20 protein-coding genes are annotated in these 18009 nt (G+C 41.8%); 6 read left to right on the top strand and 14 right to left on the bottom strand.

Annotation, left to right across the window (positions count from 1 at the left end):
- The first annotated feature begins 29 nt into the window (after window positions 1-29).
- Together ABE504_RS23980 and ABE504_RS23975 are read left to right on the top strand one after the other, a co-directional pair.
- Window positions 30-419, top strand: coding sequence for a hypothetical protein (locus tag ABE504_RS23980; protein WP_430093600.1), 390 nt, complete (start codon window positions 30-32; stop codon window positions 417-419).
- A gap of 12 nt (window positions 420-431) precedes the next feature.
- Entirely contained in the window at window positions 432-635 is a 204-nt protein-coding gene (locus tag ABE504_RS23975; RefSeq protein ID WP_430093598.1) for a hypothetical protein, read from the top strand.
- A gap of 21 nt (window positions 636-656) precedes the next feature.
- Here ABE504_RS23975 and ABE504_RS23970 read toward each other — a convergent pair whose 3' ends face one another.
- Window positions 657-1967 (bottom strand): glycosyltransferase family 2 protein, encoded by a 1311-nt coding sequence (locus ABE504_RS23970; RefSeq protein WP_430093595.1) that lies wholly within the window; start codon window positions 1965-1967, stop codon window positions 657-659.
- 68 nt (window positions 1968-2035) lie between these two features.
- Window positions 2036-2632: an adenylyl-sulfate kinase gene (gene cysC / locus ABE504_RS23965; RefSeq protein WP_430093592.1), complete on the bottom strand. Its 597-nt coding sequence runs from the start codon at window positions 2630-2632 to the stop codon at window positions 2036-2038.
- 278 nt (window positions 2633-2910) lie between these two features.
- Here cysC and ABE504_RS23960 point away from each other — a divergent pair, with 278 nt between their 5' ends.
- On the top strand, window positions 2911-3618 hold the full coding sequence (locus ABE504_RS23960) for a transcriptional regulator (protein WP_430093589.1): 708 nt from the start codon (window positions 2911-2913) through the stop codon (window positions 3616-3618).
- 179 nt (window positions 3619-3797) lie between these two features.
- Here ABE504_RS23960 and ABE504_RS23955 read toward each other — a convergent pair whose 3' ends face one another.
- Together ABE504_RS23955 and ABE504_RS23950 are read right to left on the bottom strand one after the other, a co-directional pair.
- Entirely contained in the window at window positions 3798-4367 is a 570-nt protein-coding gene (locus tag ABE504_RS23955) for an SF0329 family protein (protein ID WP_430093586.1), read from the bottom strand.
- A gap of 9 nt (window positions 4368-4376) precedes the next feature.
- The gene (locus ABE504_RS23950) at window positions 4377-5189 is read right to left on the bottom strand and encodes a glycoside hydrolase family 16 protein (protein WP_430093583.1); all 813 of its coding nucleotides are present in this window, start codon (window positions 5187-5189) and stop codon (window positions 4377-4379) included.
- Window positions 5190-5301: 112 nt separating this feature from the next.
- On the opposite strand from ABE504_RS23950, the gene ABE504_RS23945 reads away from it, so the two are divergent.
- The gene (locus ABE504_RS23945; RefSeq protein ID WP_430093580.1) at window positions 5302-5703 is read left to right on the top strand and encodes a VOC family protein; all 402 of its coding nucleotides are present in this window, start codon (window positions 5302-5304) and stop codon (window positions 5701-5703) included.
- A gap of 303 nt (window positions 5704-6006) precedes the next feature.
- On the opposite strand, the gene ABE504_RS23940 is transcribed toward ABE504_RS23945, so the two are convergent.
- From ABE504_RS23940 to ABE504_RS23915, 6 genes are all read right to left on the bottom strand, one after another.
- Entirely contained in the window at window positions 6007-6561 is a 555-nt protein-coding gene (locus ABE504_RS23940; RefSeq protein ID WP_430093577.1) for a hypothetical protein, read from the bottom strand.
- 93 nt (window positions 6562-6654) lie between these two features.
- Window positions 6655-8142, bottom strand: a complete 1488-nt coding sequence (locus tag ABE504_RS23935; RefSeq protein ID WP_430093575.1) for an alpha/beta fold hydrolase — start codon at window positions 8140-8142, stop codon at window positions 6655-6657.
- A gap of 6 nt (window positions 8143-8148) precedes the next feature.
- A complete protein-coding gene (locus ABE504_RS23930; RefSeq protein ID WP_430093572.1) occupies window positions 8149-9327 on the bottom strand; it encodes an ATP-binding protein in 1179 nt (392 codons plus the stop codon).
- A gap of 5 nt (window positions 9328-9332) precedes the next feature.
- Entirely contained in the window at window positions 9333-9839 is a 507-nt protein-coding gene (locus ABE504_RS23925) for a hypothetical protein (RefSeq protein ID WP_430093569.1), read from the bottom strand.
- A gap of 15 nt (window positions 9840-9854) precedes the next feature.
- Entirely contained in the window at window positions 9855-10802 is a 948-nt protein-coding gene (locus ABE504_RS23920; RefSeq protein WP_430093567.1) for a CBASS oligonucleotide cyclase, read from the bottom strand.
- Between the two features lie 209 nt (window positions 10803-11011).
- On the bottom strand, window positions 11012-11179 hold the full coding sequence (locus tag ABE504_RS23915; RefSeq protein ID WP_430093564.1) for a hypothetical protein: 168 nt from the start codon (window positions 11177-11179) through the stop codon (window positions 11012-11014).
- A 187-nt stretch (window positions 11180-11366) separates the two neighbouring features.
- Between ABE504_RS23915 and ABE504_RS23910 the strand changes: the two genes are divergently transcribed.
- Together ABE504_RS23910 and ABE504_RS23905 are read left to right on the top strand one after the other, a co-directional pair.
- Window positions 11367-11717 (top strand): helix-turn-helix domain-containing protein, encoded by a 351-nt coding sequence (locus ABE504_RS23910; RefSeq protein WP_430093561.1) that lies wholly within the window; start codon window positions 11367-11369, stop codon window positions 11715-11717.
- Entirely contained in the window at window positions 11714-12253 is a 540-nt protein-coding gene (locus ABE504_RS23905) for an ImmA/IrrE family metallo-endopeptidase (RefSeq protein WP_430093558.1), read from the top strand. The genes ABE504_RS23910 and ABE504_RS23905 overlap by 4 nt, the downstream gene beginning before the upstream one ends.
- 48 nt (window positions 12254-12301) lie before the next feature.
- Here the strand turns inward: ABE504_RS23905 and ABE504_RS23900 are convergent, their stop codons facing one another.
- The 4 genes from ABE504_RS23900 to ABE504_RS23885 form a co-directional block, all read right to left on the bottom strand.
- Window positions 12302-15010 (bottom strand): DEAD/DEAH box helicase, encoded by a 2709-nt coding sequence (locus ABE504_RS23900; RefSeq protein ID WP_430093557.1) that lies wholly within the window; start codon window positions 15008-15010, stop codon window positions 12302-12304.
- Window positions 15007-16704 carry a site-specific DNA-methyltransferase gene (locus ABE504_RS23895; RefSeq protein ID WP_430093555.1) on the bottom strand — a complete coding sequence of 566 codons (1698 nt, stop codon included), beginning with the start codon at window positions 16702-16704 and terminating at the stop codon, window positions 15007-15009. The genes ABE504_RS23900 and ABE504_RS23895 overlap by 4 nt, the downstream gene beginning before the upstream one ends.
- A 41-nt stretch (window positions 16705-16745) precedes the next feature.
- Window positions 16746-17321, bottom strand: a complete 576-nt coding sequence (locus tag ABE504_RS23890) for a DUF6037 family protein (protein ID WP_430093553.1) — start codon at window positions 17319-17321, stop codon at window positions 16746-16748.
- A 280-nt stretch (window positions 17322-17601) separates the two neighbouring features.
- Entirely contained in the window at window positions 17602-17778 is a 177-nt protein-coding gene (locus ABE504_RS23885; RefSeq protein WP_430093551.1) for a hypothetical protein, read from the bottom strand.
- Window positions 17779-18009 lie beyond the last annotated feature (231 nt).

Raw genomic sequence — 18009 nt, 5'->3', positions numbered from 1 at the left:
CTTAGAAGGTTAGAAGGAGGCAATACTAGATGGATATTGTAGTCATTATAGCTGGTAACAGCTATGCTACGCAGCGTGCTGTCATTAACTGTTTTGACGCGACGTTGGTTTTTCCTGGACTTGAAGTCGGAGCCAAGCTTGCGCCGGTTCTGGCGTCTTTAATCGAAGCAGGATTCTATGTGCGGGATTTCGACGGCCATTCAAACGTAACGACATATATTCTTATGCGCGAGTCAACTCCCGGCTGTCATCCATTGGCTGCATTAGATGGACGTTTGAATACGCAGGTAACGATCCAGACAGGTGCGGGCACTGTGAGCGGGTTGGTACTTCTTATCGGTTCCAATGTCGTTGAGCTTCTAGAGCCGTCGGGAGATATTCTCCTTATTCCGGCATACAGTATCCAGACAGTGATATAAGGAGGAGAAACTATGTCATTCGCAGATTTACTGGCGAGTTTTATCGGTCGAACGGTTGAAATCTACTTTGCGACGAATCCTCCCATTGTGGGGCAATTAACATCGGTAGACGGTTGTATTTTTACAGTTCAAATGAATAATACGTACTATTACAGCCCACCGGTAACGGTAACAATCGTAGCGGACGAAGTAGAATATGTGCGTATCAATGCTTAAGCCGCAAATCGAGGGATAGGATCAAGAGGAAGGCGGCACGTCTCCTTCGTCCCCCTGATGAATGGGAGCGCCACGTTCCATCCAATTCCTCCACCCGGCATACTTCTCCGAATGCAGATGCGTAATGCTTGATGCGCGAATCCTCCGATGATAGAGAGGTTTAGCAATGTAGCGGAATGCGGAAGATTGGGAAAGCCGGACAATGATTTCAAAGTCCTCGTATAGTCTTCCCTCGTAAGGAGCTTCCACGGACCAACCGCCGATCTTGTGAAGCGTCGCAACGCGGTAGCAGCGGGGAGCCACTGGGAGGGCTCTGCGCAGCAAATCGTTCGCCTCGATGACCGCAGGCGCTTTACGGATTCCTCCGAAGATGAGACCTTTGCGGGCTCGTTCCGTCCACTCAAAGTAGTCGCCATAGAGAAGCGACGTTTCCGGTGCTGTCTGCTGCGCGCTGTCAAGCAGAGCCCGGACCCCCTTCGGAGGAAGCCAATCATCGGCGTCAAGCTCCACAAGCCATGGAGCCCGGCAGACAGACAGCGCAAAGTTTAAGCAATGCGACTTGCCAAGATTCACGGGATTCGTAAATATACGAATGCGTGGATCTTGCCGCAAGTATGCCAATTTGGTCTGCGTGAGATCGGTTGATGCATCATCAATGATGATAAGTTCCCAATCGTCGGTTGTTTGTGCAAGCACACTTCGAATCGACCAAAGCAAATAATCGGCATTATTATAAGTACATAGTGCAATACTGATTTGCGGTGAAGCCTTCGCTTTTCTCTGGGTTGCCACATCAACGTCCGAGGGGAGGGCAGCTTCCAGAATCGGTTTGACTAATTCCCATTCTTCCTGCTTCCTCTGCCATTTCGGCACATAGGGGATATGCGGGCTCCACCATGTGCTGGAGACGGACAGCCAGGTCCAGCGGGTTCTCAGCGCAAACATGGTATCGTGCAGCATGTACGTATCAAAAGGTAAACGATCGCTTGCAGGGAAAAAAGGGAAGCCCATCGATTGTACAGCGTGCGTTCGCCAAACGAGCGGCGCGTCAGGGAATTCAGGGTTCCCGCGTTCATAGATAATGCCGGCGCTGTCTTGAGGCAGCGCTTCGAGGCGTTCAGCAAGCTCGGGGAGGAACGATTCGTGCAGCAAATCCCCAGCCTGCAGCGTGATAAAAAAAGGGAGATCATAGTCTCGCAGCTGCTCATTCAATGCTTCGGCATTTCCGGCCGGCACGAATTGGACGTTCCATTCCGGTGCGACGTACGCAAGATTGGCTTTCGTCGCATGGGCCCGGGCCAGATCGGAAGATTCGAGTACAAACACGAGCATAGACCCAGCCCCCATCCTCCACAATGATACTGATATTCTATGCGAATGATGAGGGGCTGGTGCCTGCGTTAGATCATTTGATGCTCGATAAGAAACCGTCGGATCTGGGAGATGGATTCTTGCAGGGATTGCCTGGAGGAGGGAATCGTCAACTCCGGCTTAAGCGGCTCCTCGTAAGGCGCTGTAATGCCGGTAAAGCTCTCGATCGCGCCGGACCTGGCTTTCACGTACAATCCTTTAGGATCGCGTTCTTCGCAAATTTGCAGAGGGCAATCTACAAAAATTTCGATGAATTCGCCAGGGGCGAACAGGGCGCGCGCCCGATCCCGATCGGCCCGATATGGCGAAATCAAGGCAACGATGGCGATGATCCCCGCGTCGACAAGAAGCTTAGCCGCTTCTGCCGTTCTTCGAATATTCTCGCTGCGGTCTTCGGGAGAAAATCCCAAATTGCCGTTTAAGCCATGACGAAGATTATCTCCGTCCAGTACGTAGGCACGCACATTCTGGGAAAATAACATTCGTTCCACTTCATATGCGAGCGTGGATTTACCTGAGGCGGAAAGCCCCGTCAGCCACAGCACACCGCTTTTGTGCGCGTTCAGCCCTTGCCTTTCCTGCTTGGAAAGTTTGGAAGGCTGCCACCTAATATGTTTGTTGGACAAGAGGTTTCCCCCTTAGCTTGTTTTACTCCAGTATATGTTTGAAAGGAATGCGAGGTTCTGGTCAGATTTCCCTATGATTCCGGGATTAGTAGATGAAAGTGCTAGATTTTGTGCGGATAATTGAAATATTAAAAATTATTGCTAAAGCTGAACGCATGAAATATACTAATGTAAAATTATGTATTGGCGTGAAGCACATGCCGCTTTGATCGGGAGTCTCTTGCGATTCCGGATCAAGGCGGCATTTTAATTTTCCGGACCGAAAGAAGGGAGTACTGATGAGTGTTTTTGAGATCAAGCTGAATCAATGGCTTCATGATCAACTTGCTGTAGAAAAAAATCTGAGAAGACGCGAAATACTACAAAAGGAGATTGGGCATGGCACGAAGGAGTTTTTGAGGACGATCTGGTATCCAGCCATAGGTAACTTTAATCATTTGTATGCGGAATGGGAGGTTCGTGATTATGGCAACCGATGTCGTTATCTGGATCTAGCCTATATGCCCGGCGGAGCCAGAGGTTGTATCGAAATCCACGGTTACCGATCGCACGCCAGAGATATCGAATCATGGAGATTCAAGGATTTATGCAAGAAACAAGCGCACCTCGTGCTGGGAGATTGGCTGTTCCTGCCTGTGGCCTACTTATCCATCGAGGAAGAGCCGGAAGTTATCAGACAGATGGTTTTGTCCTTTGTCGGCAAGTTTGTGTCTATGTCAACCCATCATTCGCTTAGTTGGATTGAAGCCGAGACTTTGCGGTTTGCCCGCGGCGCCATTCGGCCTTTTCGCTCCGATGAACTTGCCTTGCACTTGAATCGCTCCACAAGACAGACGAGACGTATACTAGACAAGCTTGTAGAAATGAATGTATTAATTGTTCACAATGAACAGCAGCGCTATCGGACCTATCAAGTGGTCAATTTTGACCATAAGAGCGAAAATAAAGCCGTATTCACTGAGTTTGTGGACACTAATGACCATTAGAAGAAGTATTCAGGGTTTTCTTCGACATTTCCTTCGCCTACGGACACTAATGACCGTATGAAGGCCAGAATTTCGAATAATCGATGCTAACGGTCTTTAGTGTCCGCATGATGAAAGGAGCCTCTAAATACGCTAGGCTCCATCCGCGTGGATGAAACCCTGACCTCATCATTGCTAGTTTAAAACGTACGAAGCCTCAGTTCAAAAAAATATTGCACAGCCGGATGCTTTAGCTTGATTTTTTCGGACATGTTTACAATCCGCTTTTTCCCAACTCGCCTGTCCATCAATGCCAAAATATTCAATAATATATCCTTGCTTTCGATGCTCTCTTCAATAGATGAGGATAAAAACTTAGTAGCTGCAGTCATAAAATTGGATTTACTGAGGGAAGACTGTGCTGCCAAAAGTTCTTTGGCCAACTCGGAGATTACTCTGCTTCGCGCAATTACGATTAAACGATCTTCCGGAATTTTCCCCTCCGTATTCATTCTTACAGCTTCGATTTGTTCATGGCTGATCGGAATATCGATGCTCGCGTCATTTTTTATTTCCTGCTCCGATTGATACCATTTGATGACGGTAGTCGCATCGCTCATGTTCAGTATATTTTTTTTATCAACCGCGATATAACAAATCCCTGCTTTATCGGGCAAATAACGATAGCCGGTTGCACGGTATTCCACTTTCCCTTGTAACGAAGGACTGAGAAAGCTCTCCAATTGCTGCTTTAATTTGCTCCAGGACATGATATTCTCCTATTGTTTAGTAACATAACAACGAATATAATCGATCGCAAACTCACTAGGATATACAGGCGCAGTACTAGAACCACTCTCTGATGAGGGGATCTCATAAATGTTCAGCATCAATTGCATCGGATATTGCGGTGATTGCTTGGAACGATGAATAAGTTTGTTATCGATATAAAATTCCACGCCGTGCTCCGTCCAATCGACAGCATATATATGATACTTCGTCGGATCGATATCAAACGGCTTCTCGAAAAACTCTTCTTCCAGCGTCGGATCGCCGAATGGATGGATGCCAAAGCCTAACGTACACGTGCCATTTTCAACATGCCAGCCCTTTAATTCAAATGGACAGATTTCACCTGATCGATCCGGAAGATCTTCGAAACCAATCATCCAAAACGCGCAAACATTGTTAGGACTCCCAACACCTTTTGCCCGTAATTCAAAATATCCATACTGCGGAGTAAATAACTGTGTGCCCGGTTGTTCTTCTCGAACAAGACAGTCGCTTGAGAATTTGTGTTGACCATGCTTGCTACCTAAGGGCCCAGAAAAAACACCAGTTTGGAGGTTGCTTACTTTCACATCTCCATTAAATTCAGGGCACCACGGTAATTGGTCTTCCGTTATTTGAAGAATGAGTTGGCTATCAGCTATGGTGTAGCTGGCTGCTGAGTGCTTTCGATTGCTCCACTGAGGTAAATAGTAAGGCAACCACTTCGTTCGGTCGAGCTCGTCCGTATCGAAATCATCATGAAACACTAAGCTATAGCCAACCTTTTCTAGATCGTTTCTTGGAAAATCACAATTGTTCATCGTTCATGCCTCCAACTCATCCATCTGTTCTATAAATAGTATAACATGTCTATTGTATGGTATGGAACAAACGTTCTATAATTATTGGAAATGACTGGAGGAGTGGTACGCAATGAAAATAGTAAAGCTGGAAGGTCTTACTTTATTAGCTGATGATGTTTCTCGCTTGGCCCGGTTTTATCAGGAAGTCTTGGGATTTGAAATTGTTATCGAAGAGGAGCATTACGTAGAATTTAACAATGCTGGCGTGAGATTAGCCATCTGCTCCAAATCATTAATGGCGGACAATACCAATGGCTATTCTTCTTTTACGGAAAGTCGCAAAGGACAAGCGTTCGAGCTTAATTTCCAATGTGATTCGCCAGATCAAGTATACGCCTTGTACGATGAGTTCGTTTCGAAGGGAGCCATTGACGTGACAGCTCCACAAATCAAGCCTTGGGGGCATACGGCCGGCTTCTTCGGCGATCCGGAAGGAAATGTTCATTCTATTTTTGCGGTGAATCCTGCATAAAATGGTGAGGGGGCGAGCCCCTGGGTTACGGGTCATACGAAAAACAACCATCCAAGTGGATGGTTGTTATTATTCGTATGGAGCCTAGGGGGATCGAACCCCTGACCTCATCGCTGCCAGGGTTCATCAACCCGTTATCGCTGGTTATCGGAAAGTCCTGGATGCCTTGTCCCGTCTGGGTTTTCGGCGTTTTCCATTATCTCGGGTTATCGCTAAATCCGGGGCATTATCGGTATTTTGTTACCGGATTGTTACCGCGTTGTTACCGAAAAATCGAGAGCGATATTCTCTGTCGGCGACTTTTCAGTTTTGAAATTTACCGAGCTTTCTTGGGTCTAACAGAACTTTAAGAGGATGAGCTACGTTATACTTCGAATCTTTACCAGTGAAAGTAGAAGCAAGTCCTCCGCTCCATATTTGTCCTAAAACTCCAAGTGTCTTTATAGAAATGACAGCATCCCCAAATTTTCGAATAACTTTACCATAAGTCATATAACCCGAAGTATATTCTAGGAAATAACCATTCTTTTGGGCATAACGTATTGTACGAGTAAGCTTTCTTTGGAAAGTAATCGGTGAATTTAAAGCTGCTATATGAATTTCTATCGTTTTGTCAAATCTTAAGTAACCAAGTACCTCCTCTTTTTTCCCTACCCTTTTCACCCACCATACTGCTCTAAATAAATATGATAAATCTAACAGAAAAATTATAATAAGGGGGAGATGTAAAAGTGGGGCAAATCCAAACAATAAAGTAATTAAACCTATGAATAGAATGTTAATGACGATACTAAGTCCGACAGCATCAAAAGATCTTCCAAAAATCCGAATGACAATGAATTTTAGTAATTGTATCATGTTCTCACCTGTTATTTGTAATAATCTCCCTTAAAGGTATTTCTCGAATTAAGAAAAAAACCAAAAGGGTATCCTTCTGGTTTTATAATCAAATTATATTTGACATGAAGGAACATAACCACTTCCATTAAATTCAAACGTTTGTATTGGACATGATGCGGTTAATCGATGACCAACAAATAACGCAACACTTAACGGTGTATTTAAATACAAATGAATTTCATTGATTCCTTCACTTTTCAGTTGCTCGATCTCATTTTTAACCGAGATTGCGAATGAAAGAGCCTGCTTATTGTCTCCCACACTGTCGCGTCCCGGTCCGGTCGCCGGCAGTAAATTAATTATCTTTTTAAATTTCGAATGCGTGGAACCTAAATGTTGTTCCACTTCGCTATGAATATCTTTCGTTACACTAAGGATTAATACAGCTCGCTTACTTTCCGACGAGTTGCCAGGCATATATATGGGTCTTACAGTATAGCTTGGATCATCTTTATCCCCAGACCAGATTTGCCCATAATGCTCTACTTCCAATTTTACCCCCTTAGTAAAAGACAATCGAGAACCCAAAAGCAGAGCGCCAGTAAGGCATAATTTTGCATATACACGTACAATCCCGCCCTGTTTTGCCCACTTCTCGGACCACTCTTTTGATACAAAATTAATCTGTGGCTGAATTTCATTCGCCCAAATATCTTGACTCGGCAATATGCGCGAGGAAGCAGAAATTTGAAAATACTTTGTCCAATCTAACGGATAGTGGGGCTCTTCTTTAAAGCCTTGCTTGTCCCACCCATAAACATGGACAATCATTGGTATAGATGTTATTTGGGTTGTGATATTATCCAAAACAAATTTTTTAATATGCTTGTATTCGGTACTGAATTGGTCAATTTTGCAAATATCCTTATGTCCCGTATCAGATGCTATTACTTCCGCACCTACATGAAAGGGCGAAGCTGATTTCTTAGATACAATCCAATCGCGTGCTCCATACAAAGCAAGCTGTGAAATCGTACACCGAATTGCATCCGGCAGATTTTCTTGTCCGCCACGGAAAACATATTTGACCCAACTCTCTCTTAGATCCTGAAGCAGAGGATTATTTGCGATCAAACTGTTAACTTGCTTATGATAAGGTACGAACCAAGAAGCGATGTTTGCTTTAGAAGATCCATCAAAAGGGACCGCCATATAGATAATACCTTGTACTTGTTTTACTGCTGTAGTATTGAACTGCTCAAACTGGTCAATCAAATATTGTTGAACAACCAAACCGCCCATACTATGCGCAATAAAAATAATATCTTTGGCGGTAAGATGAGCTTTGATTTCGGAATGTAGGATCTTGCTTACTTCTCTAAAATCATAATTAACGACAAGATTGCTGGGATACCCAAAGCTGTACACATCAATGGCATTCAGTTTTTCATCCAACGCCAATAATTCCGGCAACGTTTTAGACTTCTTGCTTTGTCTCCAGGTACCTTCAGGATCCCCGTGCAGCCCATGAACAAAAATCACTGCATGTTTTCTTTGTCTATCCATCTTAGAAATAAGCTCCGCTTTTTTGCCCCCCATTTTGTCTCACCCTTCTTTAAACGGCGGAGTCGGCTTAAGCTGCAACACCATATTTTTTATTATTTCAAACGTTATCTTTGAATCCGGGAATGCGGTAAATACCGCTTGCGGGATTACGCGAGTGATAAGGTCGGAATACGTAAATCCGTAGCTTCTACCTTCAATCCCCCCGGATAATTCGGCTAATTCCATATGCTGCTCGGGTCGCAAGTTGAGCTCTTTAAAATGACTTTGGAACACATGCAAGCGCTGCTCTAAATTTGGGCGTGTGAATGTATGGATGACAGCAGCGCGGCGCTTAATTGCCGGATCAATTGCTTGAGAGCGGTTGGTGCAAAATACAACCAATATCGGATTTGAAGCGTCCCGTACATGGTCGATTCCCTGAATAAGAGAGTTGACTCCTGCTCTATCTTCATGGTGCATCTGCGCTTCCTCACGAGATTGCGCAAGAGAGTCCGCTTCATCTAAAAGCAAAATAACTGGCGCTTTTGAACTATCTGAGATAGCTTTAGCATCCTGAAAAGCTTTGGATATTAGTTTACTCATCTCGCCTACGACGCCGTTACCTCTGCTTTTCATGCTCATTCGAGCAAGCGTCACTTTTTTATTGATAGCATCGGCAATCGAGGCACCGAACGTTTCAGCAAATTCAGTTTTTCCAGTTCCCACATCTCCTTCAAAGATCATAAACGGATATCGGTCACGAAAAGCGCGAAGCGCAGAAAGCTCGACTCCATGGTGCTGCTTGCTCCACCTTTGCAGAAGCTCAGGAGCAAGCAAAACAGCTGCTTCCTTTTGCACTTGTTTTTTTAGCGCATCGAGACCTACTAGCCGTTCAAATCGTTCTTGGTACTGTTTATTTGGAAAGGTGACAACTTCTTCAAAACTTGTAGAGGTGATATCAACTAGCACAGCTTTGTCCCTCGTTTTCTTATCATTATTTTTAATCTGAATGAGTAATTGCGCCTTCGATTCGCCCATCGCCATAAATTGACGCAAGTATTTATGGACATCGACTTTCGATGATTCCGTGATCGCGAAGCCGATGTGCTCTTCCAATATTGAAACGGAACTGGCGAAGATATCTCCGCCCAGTTGTTCCGCTTGCGTCATAATCGCATCAAAATCACATTCGACCTCTCCACAGTGCCTTTTCAGGTCATCTACTAAGGTTATCCGCATATAAATCACCCTAGGATTGAGCGCTGCACGCCAAACGAGCCACTTGAATATTGCTTGTCCGTTTTTTCAATGAGTCCAGTGGCATAATTGGTTTTTCCGACCGGTCCCCAAGGCTGTTTTAGCGACTTGTAAAAAGCTTGCTGCTCTTCAGGCGTTAAAGACATCCACTTATTCGTCCAAGTGACGACAATACTTGTGGTAGCTCCATCGAGATTTCCACGAATCCGTCCCGTGTTTTGATCATTATTGATGGATCCATCCGTTTTAATGTCGTATTTAATTTCATAGAAACATGCTCCGTTTTTATGAAATTGAACCTGGATTGTGCTGATATATCCGTTATACATCCAATGATAAAAATCATGCTTCCAATTTCCCAGGCGATCCTTTGTGAATACGCTCGGATATAGTGTTAGCACATATTCTAAGTCAGCGATAATTTTATCGTTTACGGCACGTACGTTAGCATAAGTGACGGTTTGAGTATCGGTCCGGGTATATGAATAACTCATTGTTCTTCCTCCTCTTTAAAACGAAAATGACGTGCCGAAGATTTGTTTTAAACTGCTGATGGCTACACCCTTTGTCGATGCCTGTTCGGCATGGGTCAGGTACCCAAGCGCGTCATCTGCTTCGTCAACAATTCGCTCCCGCTTAGCATCGTCGAGGCTTTGTCCAACGTTGTTCTCAGGATTCACCGGATCAAAGATATTGGAACCAGTTGGAGACAACGTAACTTTTGACTTTTTGTAGTTATCCTCAAAGATGATGCTGCTCTTGAGATCAGTTTTAATAATGTATCGGAAGAATTGCTTTAGAGCCGGTACAATTTCATCAGCGATACCTTCGGTATCTGCGATATGAGCCCAAATGAGTTCGATAAGGAATGACTTGAATTTAAAATCTCGCTGATCCCGCCACCATTTCGTAATGCGAACCATTTGGGCAAAGTTCGCGTTATCACTTTTGCGTTTACGTATAAATTCCAGGTGCAGAGGAATAGATGTAAGCACTCGCTCTCCGGTGTCTCTTGTAATGAGGTATCCACGATCATCCGCTTCTCCGTTTGGGATAACGGGAACCACATCCACATCTAATCCGCTGCCTTTAAAAGAAACCTTAACACAGTGGTGACCGATGGTGAATTGCTCGGGCTTCATATTATGCTTAGAATAAATTTCGATCAATGCTTGGCGTACGTACTCCAGAACATCGCTTTCGTCATCTTCATCGACAGCCTCCGGTTTAACGTAAACGGCTACATCCATGTCATTGAGCGTCTTCAGCGCAGTACCTTTCCTGACTGAACCGGAATGCAGCATCTTAACTAAGCCATACTCTGGATTATCTTTTAAATAATCAGCCAATTTATTGCGGAGACGATTCACTTGCTCGCGATATTCATCAACCTTTTCCTTTTTAACGTTAATGTGACTCTCAGCGAATATTTTTAGATCCGTATTGGAAAAAAGCATATAAGTTCATCCTTCTTTCGAAAGTTTTATTGTAAAAACAGAAGGATTCTAGGTATTTTTGTCGTACATATAATAACAATCAGAGTTATACATATGTATTGGCTTGGTGCCACCCAAGCTTATACCTTCTGTCTTTATGCTTCAAATCTATTCAGTTATCAAAGAACATGAAAAACAAGCTAAGGTGTGCCACCACTTTAGCTTGTTTTTCATTTTTCTCTTGTTACACCCTTAAAAGGCGCTTTACTGCTGGTTTTCATGTTAATGAATTGTCCAGTAGTTCGGTCTCTTTCAACCCAGTGACCGCTATGAGTTTGGACTTGACTTCGACCTTTAACTGCTCCGATGCGATATCCTTGGTTACTGTTTTTAGCCATACGGTTTTCCTCCTTTCAAATTGGATAATACTAGAATATAATCCAATCGGGATCTTGTCAATGTGATAATATTTTATTAAAAACTAATAGAAATGTTTGTCGCATAATACAAAAAGAGAAAAAAATCTTTCGCTTCACAAAACAGTAAAGTATTATAAAAACAAAGGCAGAAAAAAGAGGTGAATTAATGTTGAATGTAGAAGATATCTTATATGCAGTAATCGGACAGAGAATACGGATCAATCGTGAACGGTTTAATATGACACAAGAAGAGATGGGGGAGAAGGTTGGACTGACGAGATCCTCCATTGCAAATATTGAATTAGGTAGACAAAAGATTCAACTAGATACACTCTACCAAGTGGCAATTACACTTAATCTTGAGATTTTAGAATTATTGCCTTCTATTAACGAGTTAGAGAAAGACGAAAATGACAATATTCAATTTCTTTTGGAACAAGATAAATTCACAGAGGAGCAACTTTCTTGGATCTTAGATGTTATCAAGAAGGGAATAAAAAATGAGGGAGAAAAATGAACCGTTCAAAGTGGGCTGAAAAAAAAGCATATCAATTAATCGAAAAATTAAACATTAATGATTATCCGATAAATGTTGAAAGTATTTCAATAAGCTTAAATATATCTGTCGTACAACAACCTTTTGAAAACAATGCTATTTCGGGTCTTTTATATAGGGATGGACAAAACGTAGTTATTGGGGTGAACTCCTCTCATCCACCTACTAGAAAGAGATTTACAATAGCTCATGAAATTGGTCATTTTACTATGCATGAAGGTAACAAGTTGCATGTAGACAACGATGCAAATTTTAGAGTTAATTTTCGGTTAACAGATAACACAAATAGTCAAGATACACAAGAAATTGAAGCAAATGCATTTGCAGCTGCTTTACTTATGCCAGAAGACCTAATAAAAAAAGCTATTTCTGAGCTTGAATATAATATTGATTTGTCATCAGATCATGATGAACATATTGATAAGTTGGCGAAACTATTTGAGGTTAGTAAACAAGCATTATTAATTAGGCTGGGGAAATTAGGATTAATGTCATAAAATGGAATAAAGAAACGGTGCCGCTGCGTAAGTAGCGGCACCGTTTCTTTATTGGATGATATATCGTGCTTTCAATCCCTCAATCGTCATATTATCCAGAATTTCACTATGCGGAACCAATAAATATGACCATGCTTTCCCGCCATTCTGTAATTCATGTTCAGTCGCATGTTGACACCACTTCACTACTGCCTTTGCTTTGTCTTGGACGACATCATTTGCAATCTCACTTTCTTTTTTAACCTCAACGATGTATTTGTTTGTTTTAGTCTCCAGAACAAAATCAGGGTAGTACGTTGAGTTATGGCTGTAATAAATCCTAATATGACTCTGATTCATCGATGGCTTGAACCATTTCTCGACGTTTGGATCATTTTCACAAATTACAGCAAATCGCCGCTCGCTATCTGAATCAAATTTCTGCTCTTTATACAGACACTTGAGGAAGCCGCCAAAAACCATGCTTCTAATTCGATTTTTGTCATGTACAGGTTCCCTGAATAGGCGCACTCCTTCTTCAGAGGCTGATGTATAGTAATTATTCTTTAGAGTCTCGAAGCCTTTTGGAATCGTGACTTTATAATCAACGGCTTTTGCGAAGTAGTGCTGCTTCATCTGAGCATGAACGAATTCACCAAGCTTGGAACGATTGTATAGGAGAACGTTACGTACTTGCTTATCATCCGATAAATAGCTTTGAAGATGCCGCACCAGTTGGCTTGATAATTTGTAAAGCAGTTCCGTATGCTCATCATAAGATACATCGGGATACTCGGCTAATACAGATACTAGATAGTTTTCAAGCCGATCCTCGTAGTAATCATTCTCGTATCGTTGCAGGGTTTCGCGCTCGCTTGTCCGCAAATGCTGGATCAAAATATGGTCATCTACGGGCAACAGGTTAATGCCACTGACATTTAGATCAAAATCTTCATATCCCCATTGGAGACCACCAACAGGCTGGACAATAATTCTAGGGATATCAATGCTATATTGAATCGTCTTCTCAACGAAAATCTCAACGATCTTCTCAATCATCTCTTCTCGCTGTGCTGGGAATAAATCCAGTTCAGTATGAACATATGCTGCCTGTACCTCGCGTACAAGCTGCTTTTTGATTTCTGGAGCTTCCAATTGCTTGGATGAAGAAAGGTATTCAAACTGCTGAACCTTTGTTTGCACTAAATGTGTAATCTGTTGAATATTCGATTGTACAACCGGGTTATCGCGATTTACATGCTCTGTACCAGATGTATCATTAAATTCTTTCACGATTGTCTCTTCAACAGCTTTTGCCACAACTTCTTCAATGGCTGGCGGGGCGGCAATAACCTTTTTTTGCTCTATAGCAACATCTTTTCCGATTATTACACCGCTGCGGATAATGGAATTCGGATTGTTTGCTTCATCGACGATATCCTGAAACTTATCATGAGCAATAATCGTTAGGCGGTCAACAGCTTTCACTCCTGTACGTTTACCATAAGGAAGTCGTAACCCTCTCCCAATCGATTGCTCTACAAGTGTTTTGGAATTCGCAGCGCGAAGGGGGATGATCGTATACAGATTAGTTACGTCCCAGCCTTCTTTTAGCATGTTTACATGAATTACGATCTCAGTCGCGGTGCTTGGATTCTCAACAGCAATGAGCTGCTGAATCGTTTCGTCCTTTTCTTCGCCGCGCTGGTTAGAATGAACCGTAATGACTTTGTTCTTGTATCTTCCTTCAAAGAAGGAATCAGATTGAATAGTTTGCAGAAGCTGCTGCGCGTGATCAGTATCCTGCGCGACAATAAGAACAAACGGTTTAACTATAGGCTGCTGATATTGCCTAGCATAAATCTCCAGTTCCACCTTCGTTTCTTCGTGGACAAGAATACCGTCTTCTAGCTTGATCCTTTCCAGTTCTTCTTCGGAAAACTGTGAAGCATTAAAGTTTTCACGCGTAGCTACCGCTGGTTCTTTGACAAATCCGTCTTCCATTGCCTTATGTAAAGGATAGCTATATATGACGTTGTTGAATGGAATAGACTTGGTGCCGCTTTCGACTTGTGGAGTTGCCGTCAATTCCAAACCCAATACCGGATTTAATTCATTCAAAACTTTTATTCCTGCAGAAGCTCTATAGCGATGCGACTCATCCATCAGAAGCACCAAGTCGGGAAGTGAAGAGAGGTATTCAAAATAGCTTTGTCCAATGTATTCTTGCAATCTCTTAATGCGCGGCGAATTGCCGCCACGCACTTCCGAGTTAATTTTAGAGATGTTAAAAATATTGATATGGACTTCTGTTTCACCAAAAATGCTTTGTTTTCGAACCCCCATACCATCTTCGTAGTTATCACCAGTAATGATAATGGGCTGATTTGAGGCGAATTCAGCGACCCCTTTGAAAACATACTTCGGTGTATTTGGGGTGAAGTCCGCTATCAATTTGTTGTAGATTGTCAAGTTTGGGGCGAGAACGAAAAAGTTCTTCATACCCTTGGCAATATGCAGATATGATATAAAAGCCCCCATTAACCTTGTTTTCCCAACTCCTGTAGCCAGGGCAAAGCATAGGGAAGGGAAATCCCGCTCGAAATCCGTAACGGAAGGATACAATGCTTTTGTGTTTTCCAGTTGAGTAAGCAAAGATTCAGAAGTATGTTTACCAAGCTCTAGAACAACAAGCAGTTCTGCTAAAATTTCCAAAGAATCCCTCTGGGGCTTTCGTAAGCTTAATCGGGCTGAAGTTGAGTTTACATGACGATTCATTGACTGTCCCCCTGTTCAGACGAGTCTAATTCAATTGTACCGTGTTTTTGTGGATTTTCTGCAATGTCTAAACTATAATCGTCTTTTCCAAACTCGCATCGTTTTATGATAGACGTTGGAATTTTCTCGAATGTCATTTGCGGATAGTCATTTGGATTCACAGTATAAGCTTTACAGCAAACCAGTACCGTTTCATCCACCGTCATCTGACTTTGGATGTGATCTGCGATTTCGCGTGTTACTAATTGAGTTGTTGTATAGATGAAATCCAGTTCAGTAGACTGCCCTTGTTTCCAATAAAATGAGTCGTCTGGCTTAAATTTGAATCCCTTATGAGTGCACATTGCTTCTGCAAGCATGGTAGCATTATATTCTTCACTAATAATCCAATTGCCAAATTTATCTCTACTTAACAAGCTTGGAGCGAGATGGAAATATCGGAAACCACCGCCACCTTGCCAATTTACCGCTTTACTTATGCCGCTTTGATCATCGCCATCGGCGACGCTTTTTAAGCGAGGGAATATATGTGTATGGCAATGTTCTCCTTGTTCTATCATAATCCATTTACGTCCAATCTTTTGCGCTACAGCTCCAGTAGTGCCTGAACCAGCAAACGAATCTAAAACTAAATCTCCTTTTTGAGTAGATAACTCTAAGATTCGTTTAATCAAGAATTCTGGTTTCTTACCATTTGGAAAGGATACACCACCTTCTTTATGTAGATTATTTGACAAGAGATCATCCCAAATTGTTGAAGCTGGTTCTCCAGTAATGTATTTACCGTCAATTTCTTTTGTTTTTGTGGAATAAAATACAAGTTGTTCCCCATTTAAGAAGTAATAATCGTCTTTGTTTTCTCTTTCAGATCTAAACACTTTATTTGGATGGAGCCTGGAATTCTCTAATTGAATTCTAGCTTCGGGATTTATATCTTTTGGGGCAACCCTAGCAGTCCTAACTATTCGTCTAGGATCTTCTAGTACAAAACTTTCAATTTCATGTTCTAAATTATCACCAAATTTAGTTTTCAGTTGAGTCGGCTTTATCCCATATTTATCAGCGATGACATTCCTTAGATTGTCGAGCTTCCAATTACTGTAGTGCTCGTTAAAGTTAGTAATATATTTGTTATACCTATCGTCTCTTTTCACTGGTACATAAACTTTATTTGATTTCCAGTGGGCTTTATCTTTCGCATAATAAAGAATAAAACTTGAGGTGGTAACTAAGCCTGGATTGACTGCTTTTGGTCCGGATACAGAGCTTTGTTTAAAAGTTATAACTGATATACGATTTTTTCTACCGAATATTTCATCTGTAATGGCAATAAGATAACCCAATTCATTATCATCTATGTGTATAAATAACGAGCCGCTTTCATGCAAAAGCTTATGAATCAACTGTAACCGACTCTTCATCATTGATAACCATATTGAATGCTCTAAACCGTCATCATAATACTCAAAAGCTTGTTGAGTATTAAATGGAGGATCTATATAAACACACTGTATCTTGCCAGAATACTCTTGCTCAATAGCTTTTAATGCGAGTAGATTGTCACCGTGTATCAATATATTTGCTGGGTTTGTTCCGTAGGATTTCGAAGTGTCTTCTAATAGAATTCGTGGTTCGAGCTGCGGTTCTTGGTCTTTCCCTACCCATGTTAATTCTAACTTATTTCTGCTGCTCATATAGCACCTCTATTATGTAGTCATCTTGTTTAACGCGTTTATCAGAAATCTAAGGTAACTTCCTGAGCTTTATTAATATCATCTGTCCATCTACTGCTTACATTCTTTGCTTTACACTGGACATAAGCATCTTTTCCCAATAGCAACCTTGTCTTTTCAAGATTTTTTGTAGTAAATTTTTTACCGTTGATTGTGTTATCAAGCCAGCCCATAAAATATATTTTATCAGCTTCTTCCACATCTTTGCGATAAACTGCTATTTCATGTGGTTTGGGAGTATTCTTCTTATCAGCTTTTTGTGGAATTTTTTTGTTAAACTCAGTAAAGAAATATATCGGCTTAAACTTATTAGTCTCATCATATCGCAAACCGAGTATTCGGCATAATTCAGAATACTTTTCACGTTCAAGCGTAGGGTCAATAATAAACCCTTTTTTTACATCCAATTCAAAGTAGAAGTTTTCCGCCTTCACACCAAACATTAATTTATAGGGACTCTCATCTATAAAGAAGAAGACATCAAAGGAAACGTTATTGTATGTAAAACCAAATCTATACCTGTTAAGGTTAGATAATCGCATATCATTATATAAAGAAACGATTCCGTCAAGTTTCATTTCGATTCACCTCGTATCAATAGCAATATATTACGACTTAATCATAATGATTTCGACATTTGTCTTCCAATTTCCTGCTTTCATAGGAAAAAAGACCCACATAAGCAGGACGTACAATCGTTAACTGTTTCTCTAACCTCTGTTCTCCTTCACATTGTTGTTCAAGAATGGATTTCGCACCGCTGTACACAGCTTCCTCAACCGTGTCAAAATGATCTTTATATTCGTAATCTTCATCAAAAAGCCACGAAGGGCGTAGCTCCCCCCAAGAGGGATCAGCTTATAAATCAATCTCATCATCATATAAGGAAGTTTTTTCATCCCAAGCTGTAATTTCTCCAACGGCTATATAAATTGCACTGCGAACTACATCCGGTATATAAATCTCCTTAAGCTTTAGTTCATCAACAACCTCTAGAACGATTTCCCGTACTTCATCTTTACTCAATTCTTTCATTGAGCTTCACCGTCCATCCTTGAGAGTAGAAAATGAATAAGTGCAGCCACCAAGGAAACATTGCGCTTATTCGTTTCAATTATTAATTTGTACCTAGAGGGATAACGCGCTGTATCAAAGATTCATTAGATCTAAGCCAGACAGTTAGTCCGCAAGTTTCGCTAATCTTTCTTTAACCTCTGGGTGATTCAAGAGATAACTCTTAAGTTCCTCATTAGCGACTCCCATACT

Origin of the sequence: Paenibacillus oryzisoli (assembly GCF_050467285.1) — a bacterium.
Taxonomy (GTDB): domain Bacteria; phylum Bacillota; class Bacilli; order Paenibacillales; family NBRC-103111; genus Paenibacillus_E; species Paenibacillus_E oryzisoli_A.
The sequence above is the reverse complement of the archived record's forward strand: the minus strand, read 5'-3'. Positions and strand labels throughout refer to the sequence as shown.

Bases quoted from the DNA above. Each gene is read 5' to 3' on its own strand.
- ABE504_RS23935 (WP_430093575.1), bottom strand. From the start codon at position 8,142: ATGGGGGGCAAAAAAGCGGAGCTTATTTCTAAGATGGATAGACAAAGA.
- ABE504_RS23915 (WP_430093564.1), bottom strand. From the start codon at position 11,179: ATGGCTAAAAACAGTAACCAAGGATATCGCATCGGAGCAGTTAAAGGT.
- ABE504_RS23975 (WP_430093598.1), top strand. From the start codon at position 432: ATGTCATTCGCAGATTTACTGGCGAGTTTTATCGGTCGAACGGTTGAA.
- ABE504_RS23970 (WP_430093595.1), bottom strand. From the start codon at position 1,967: ATGCTCGTGTTTGTACTCGAATCTTCCGATCTGGCCCGGGCCCATGCG.
- ABE504_RS23885 (WP_430093551.1), bottom strand. From the start codon at position 17,778: ATGAAAGAATTGAGTAAAGATGAAGTACGGGAAATCGTTCTAGAGGTT.
- ABE504_RS23930 (WP_430093572.1), bottom strand. From the start codon at position 9,327: ATGCGGATAACCTTAGTAGATGACCTGAAAAGGCACTGTGGAGAGGTC.
- ABE504_RS23905 (WP_430093558.1), top strand. From the start codon at position 11,714: ATGAACCGTTCAAAGTGGGCTGAAAAAAAAGCATATCAATTAATCGAA.
- ABE504_RS23955 (WP_430093586.1), bottom strand. From the start codon at position 4,367: ATGTCCTGGAGCAAATTAAAGCAGCAATTGGAGAGCTTTCTCAGTCCT.
- ABE504_RS23895 (WP_430093555.1), bottom strand. From the start codon at position 16,704: ATGAGCAGCAGAAATAAGTTAGAATTAACATGGGTAGGGAAAGACCAA.
- ABE504_RS23940 (WP_430093577.1), bottom strand. From the start codon at position 6,561: ATGATACAATTACTAAAATTCATTGTCATTCGGATTTTTGGAAGATCT.
- ABE504_RS23945 (WP_430093580.1), top strand. From the start codon at position 5,302: ATGAAAATAGTAAAGCTGGAAGGTCTTACTTTATTAGCTGATGATGTT.
- ABE504_RS23980 (WP_430093600.1), top strand. From the start codon at position 30: ATGGATATTGTAGTCATTATAGCTGGTAACAGCTATGCTACGCAGCGT.
- ABE504_RS23960 (WP_430093589.1), top strand. From the start codon at position 2,911: ATGAGTGTTTTTGAGATCAAGCTGAATCAATGGCTTCATGATCAACTT.
- ABE504_RS23900 (WP_430093557.1), bottom strand. From the start codon at position 15,010: ATGAATCGTCATGTAAACTCAACTTCAGCCCGATTAAGCTTACGAAAG.
- ABE504_RS23925 (WP_430093569.1), bottom strand. From the start codon at position 9,839: ATGAGTTATTCATATACCCGGACCGATACTCAAACCGTCACTTATGCT.
- ABE504_RS23890 (WP_430093553.1), bottom strand. From the start codon at position 17,321: ATGAAACTTGACGGAATCGTTTCTTTATATAATGATATGCGATTATCT.
- ABE504_RS23950 (WP_430093583.1), bottom strand. From the start codon at position 5,189: ATGAACAATTGTGATTTTCCAAGAAACGATCTAGAAAAGGTTGGCTAT.
- ABE504_RS23920 (WP_430093567.1), bottom strand. From the start codon at position 10,802: ATGCTTTTTTCCAATACGGATCTAAAAATATTCGCTGAGAGTCACATT.
- ABE504_RS23910 (WP_430093561.1), top strand. From the start codon at position 11,367: ATGTTGAATGTAGAAGATATCTTATATGCAGTAATCGGACAGAGAATA.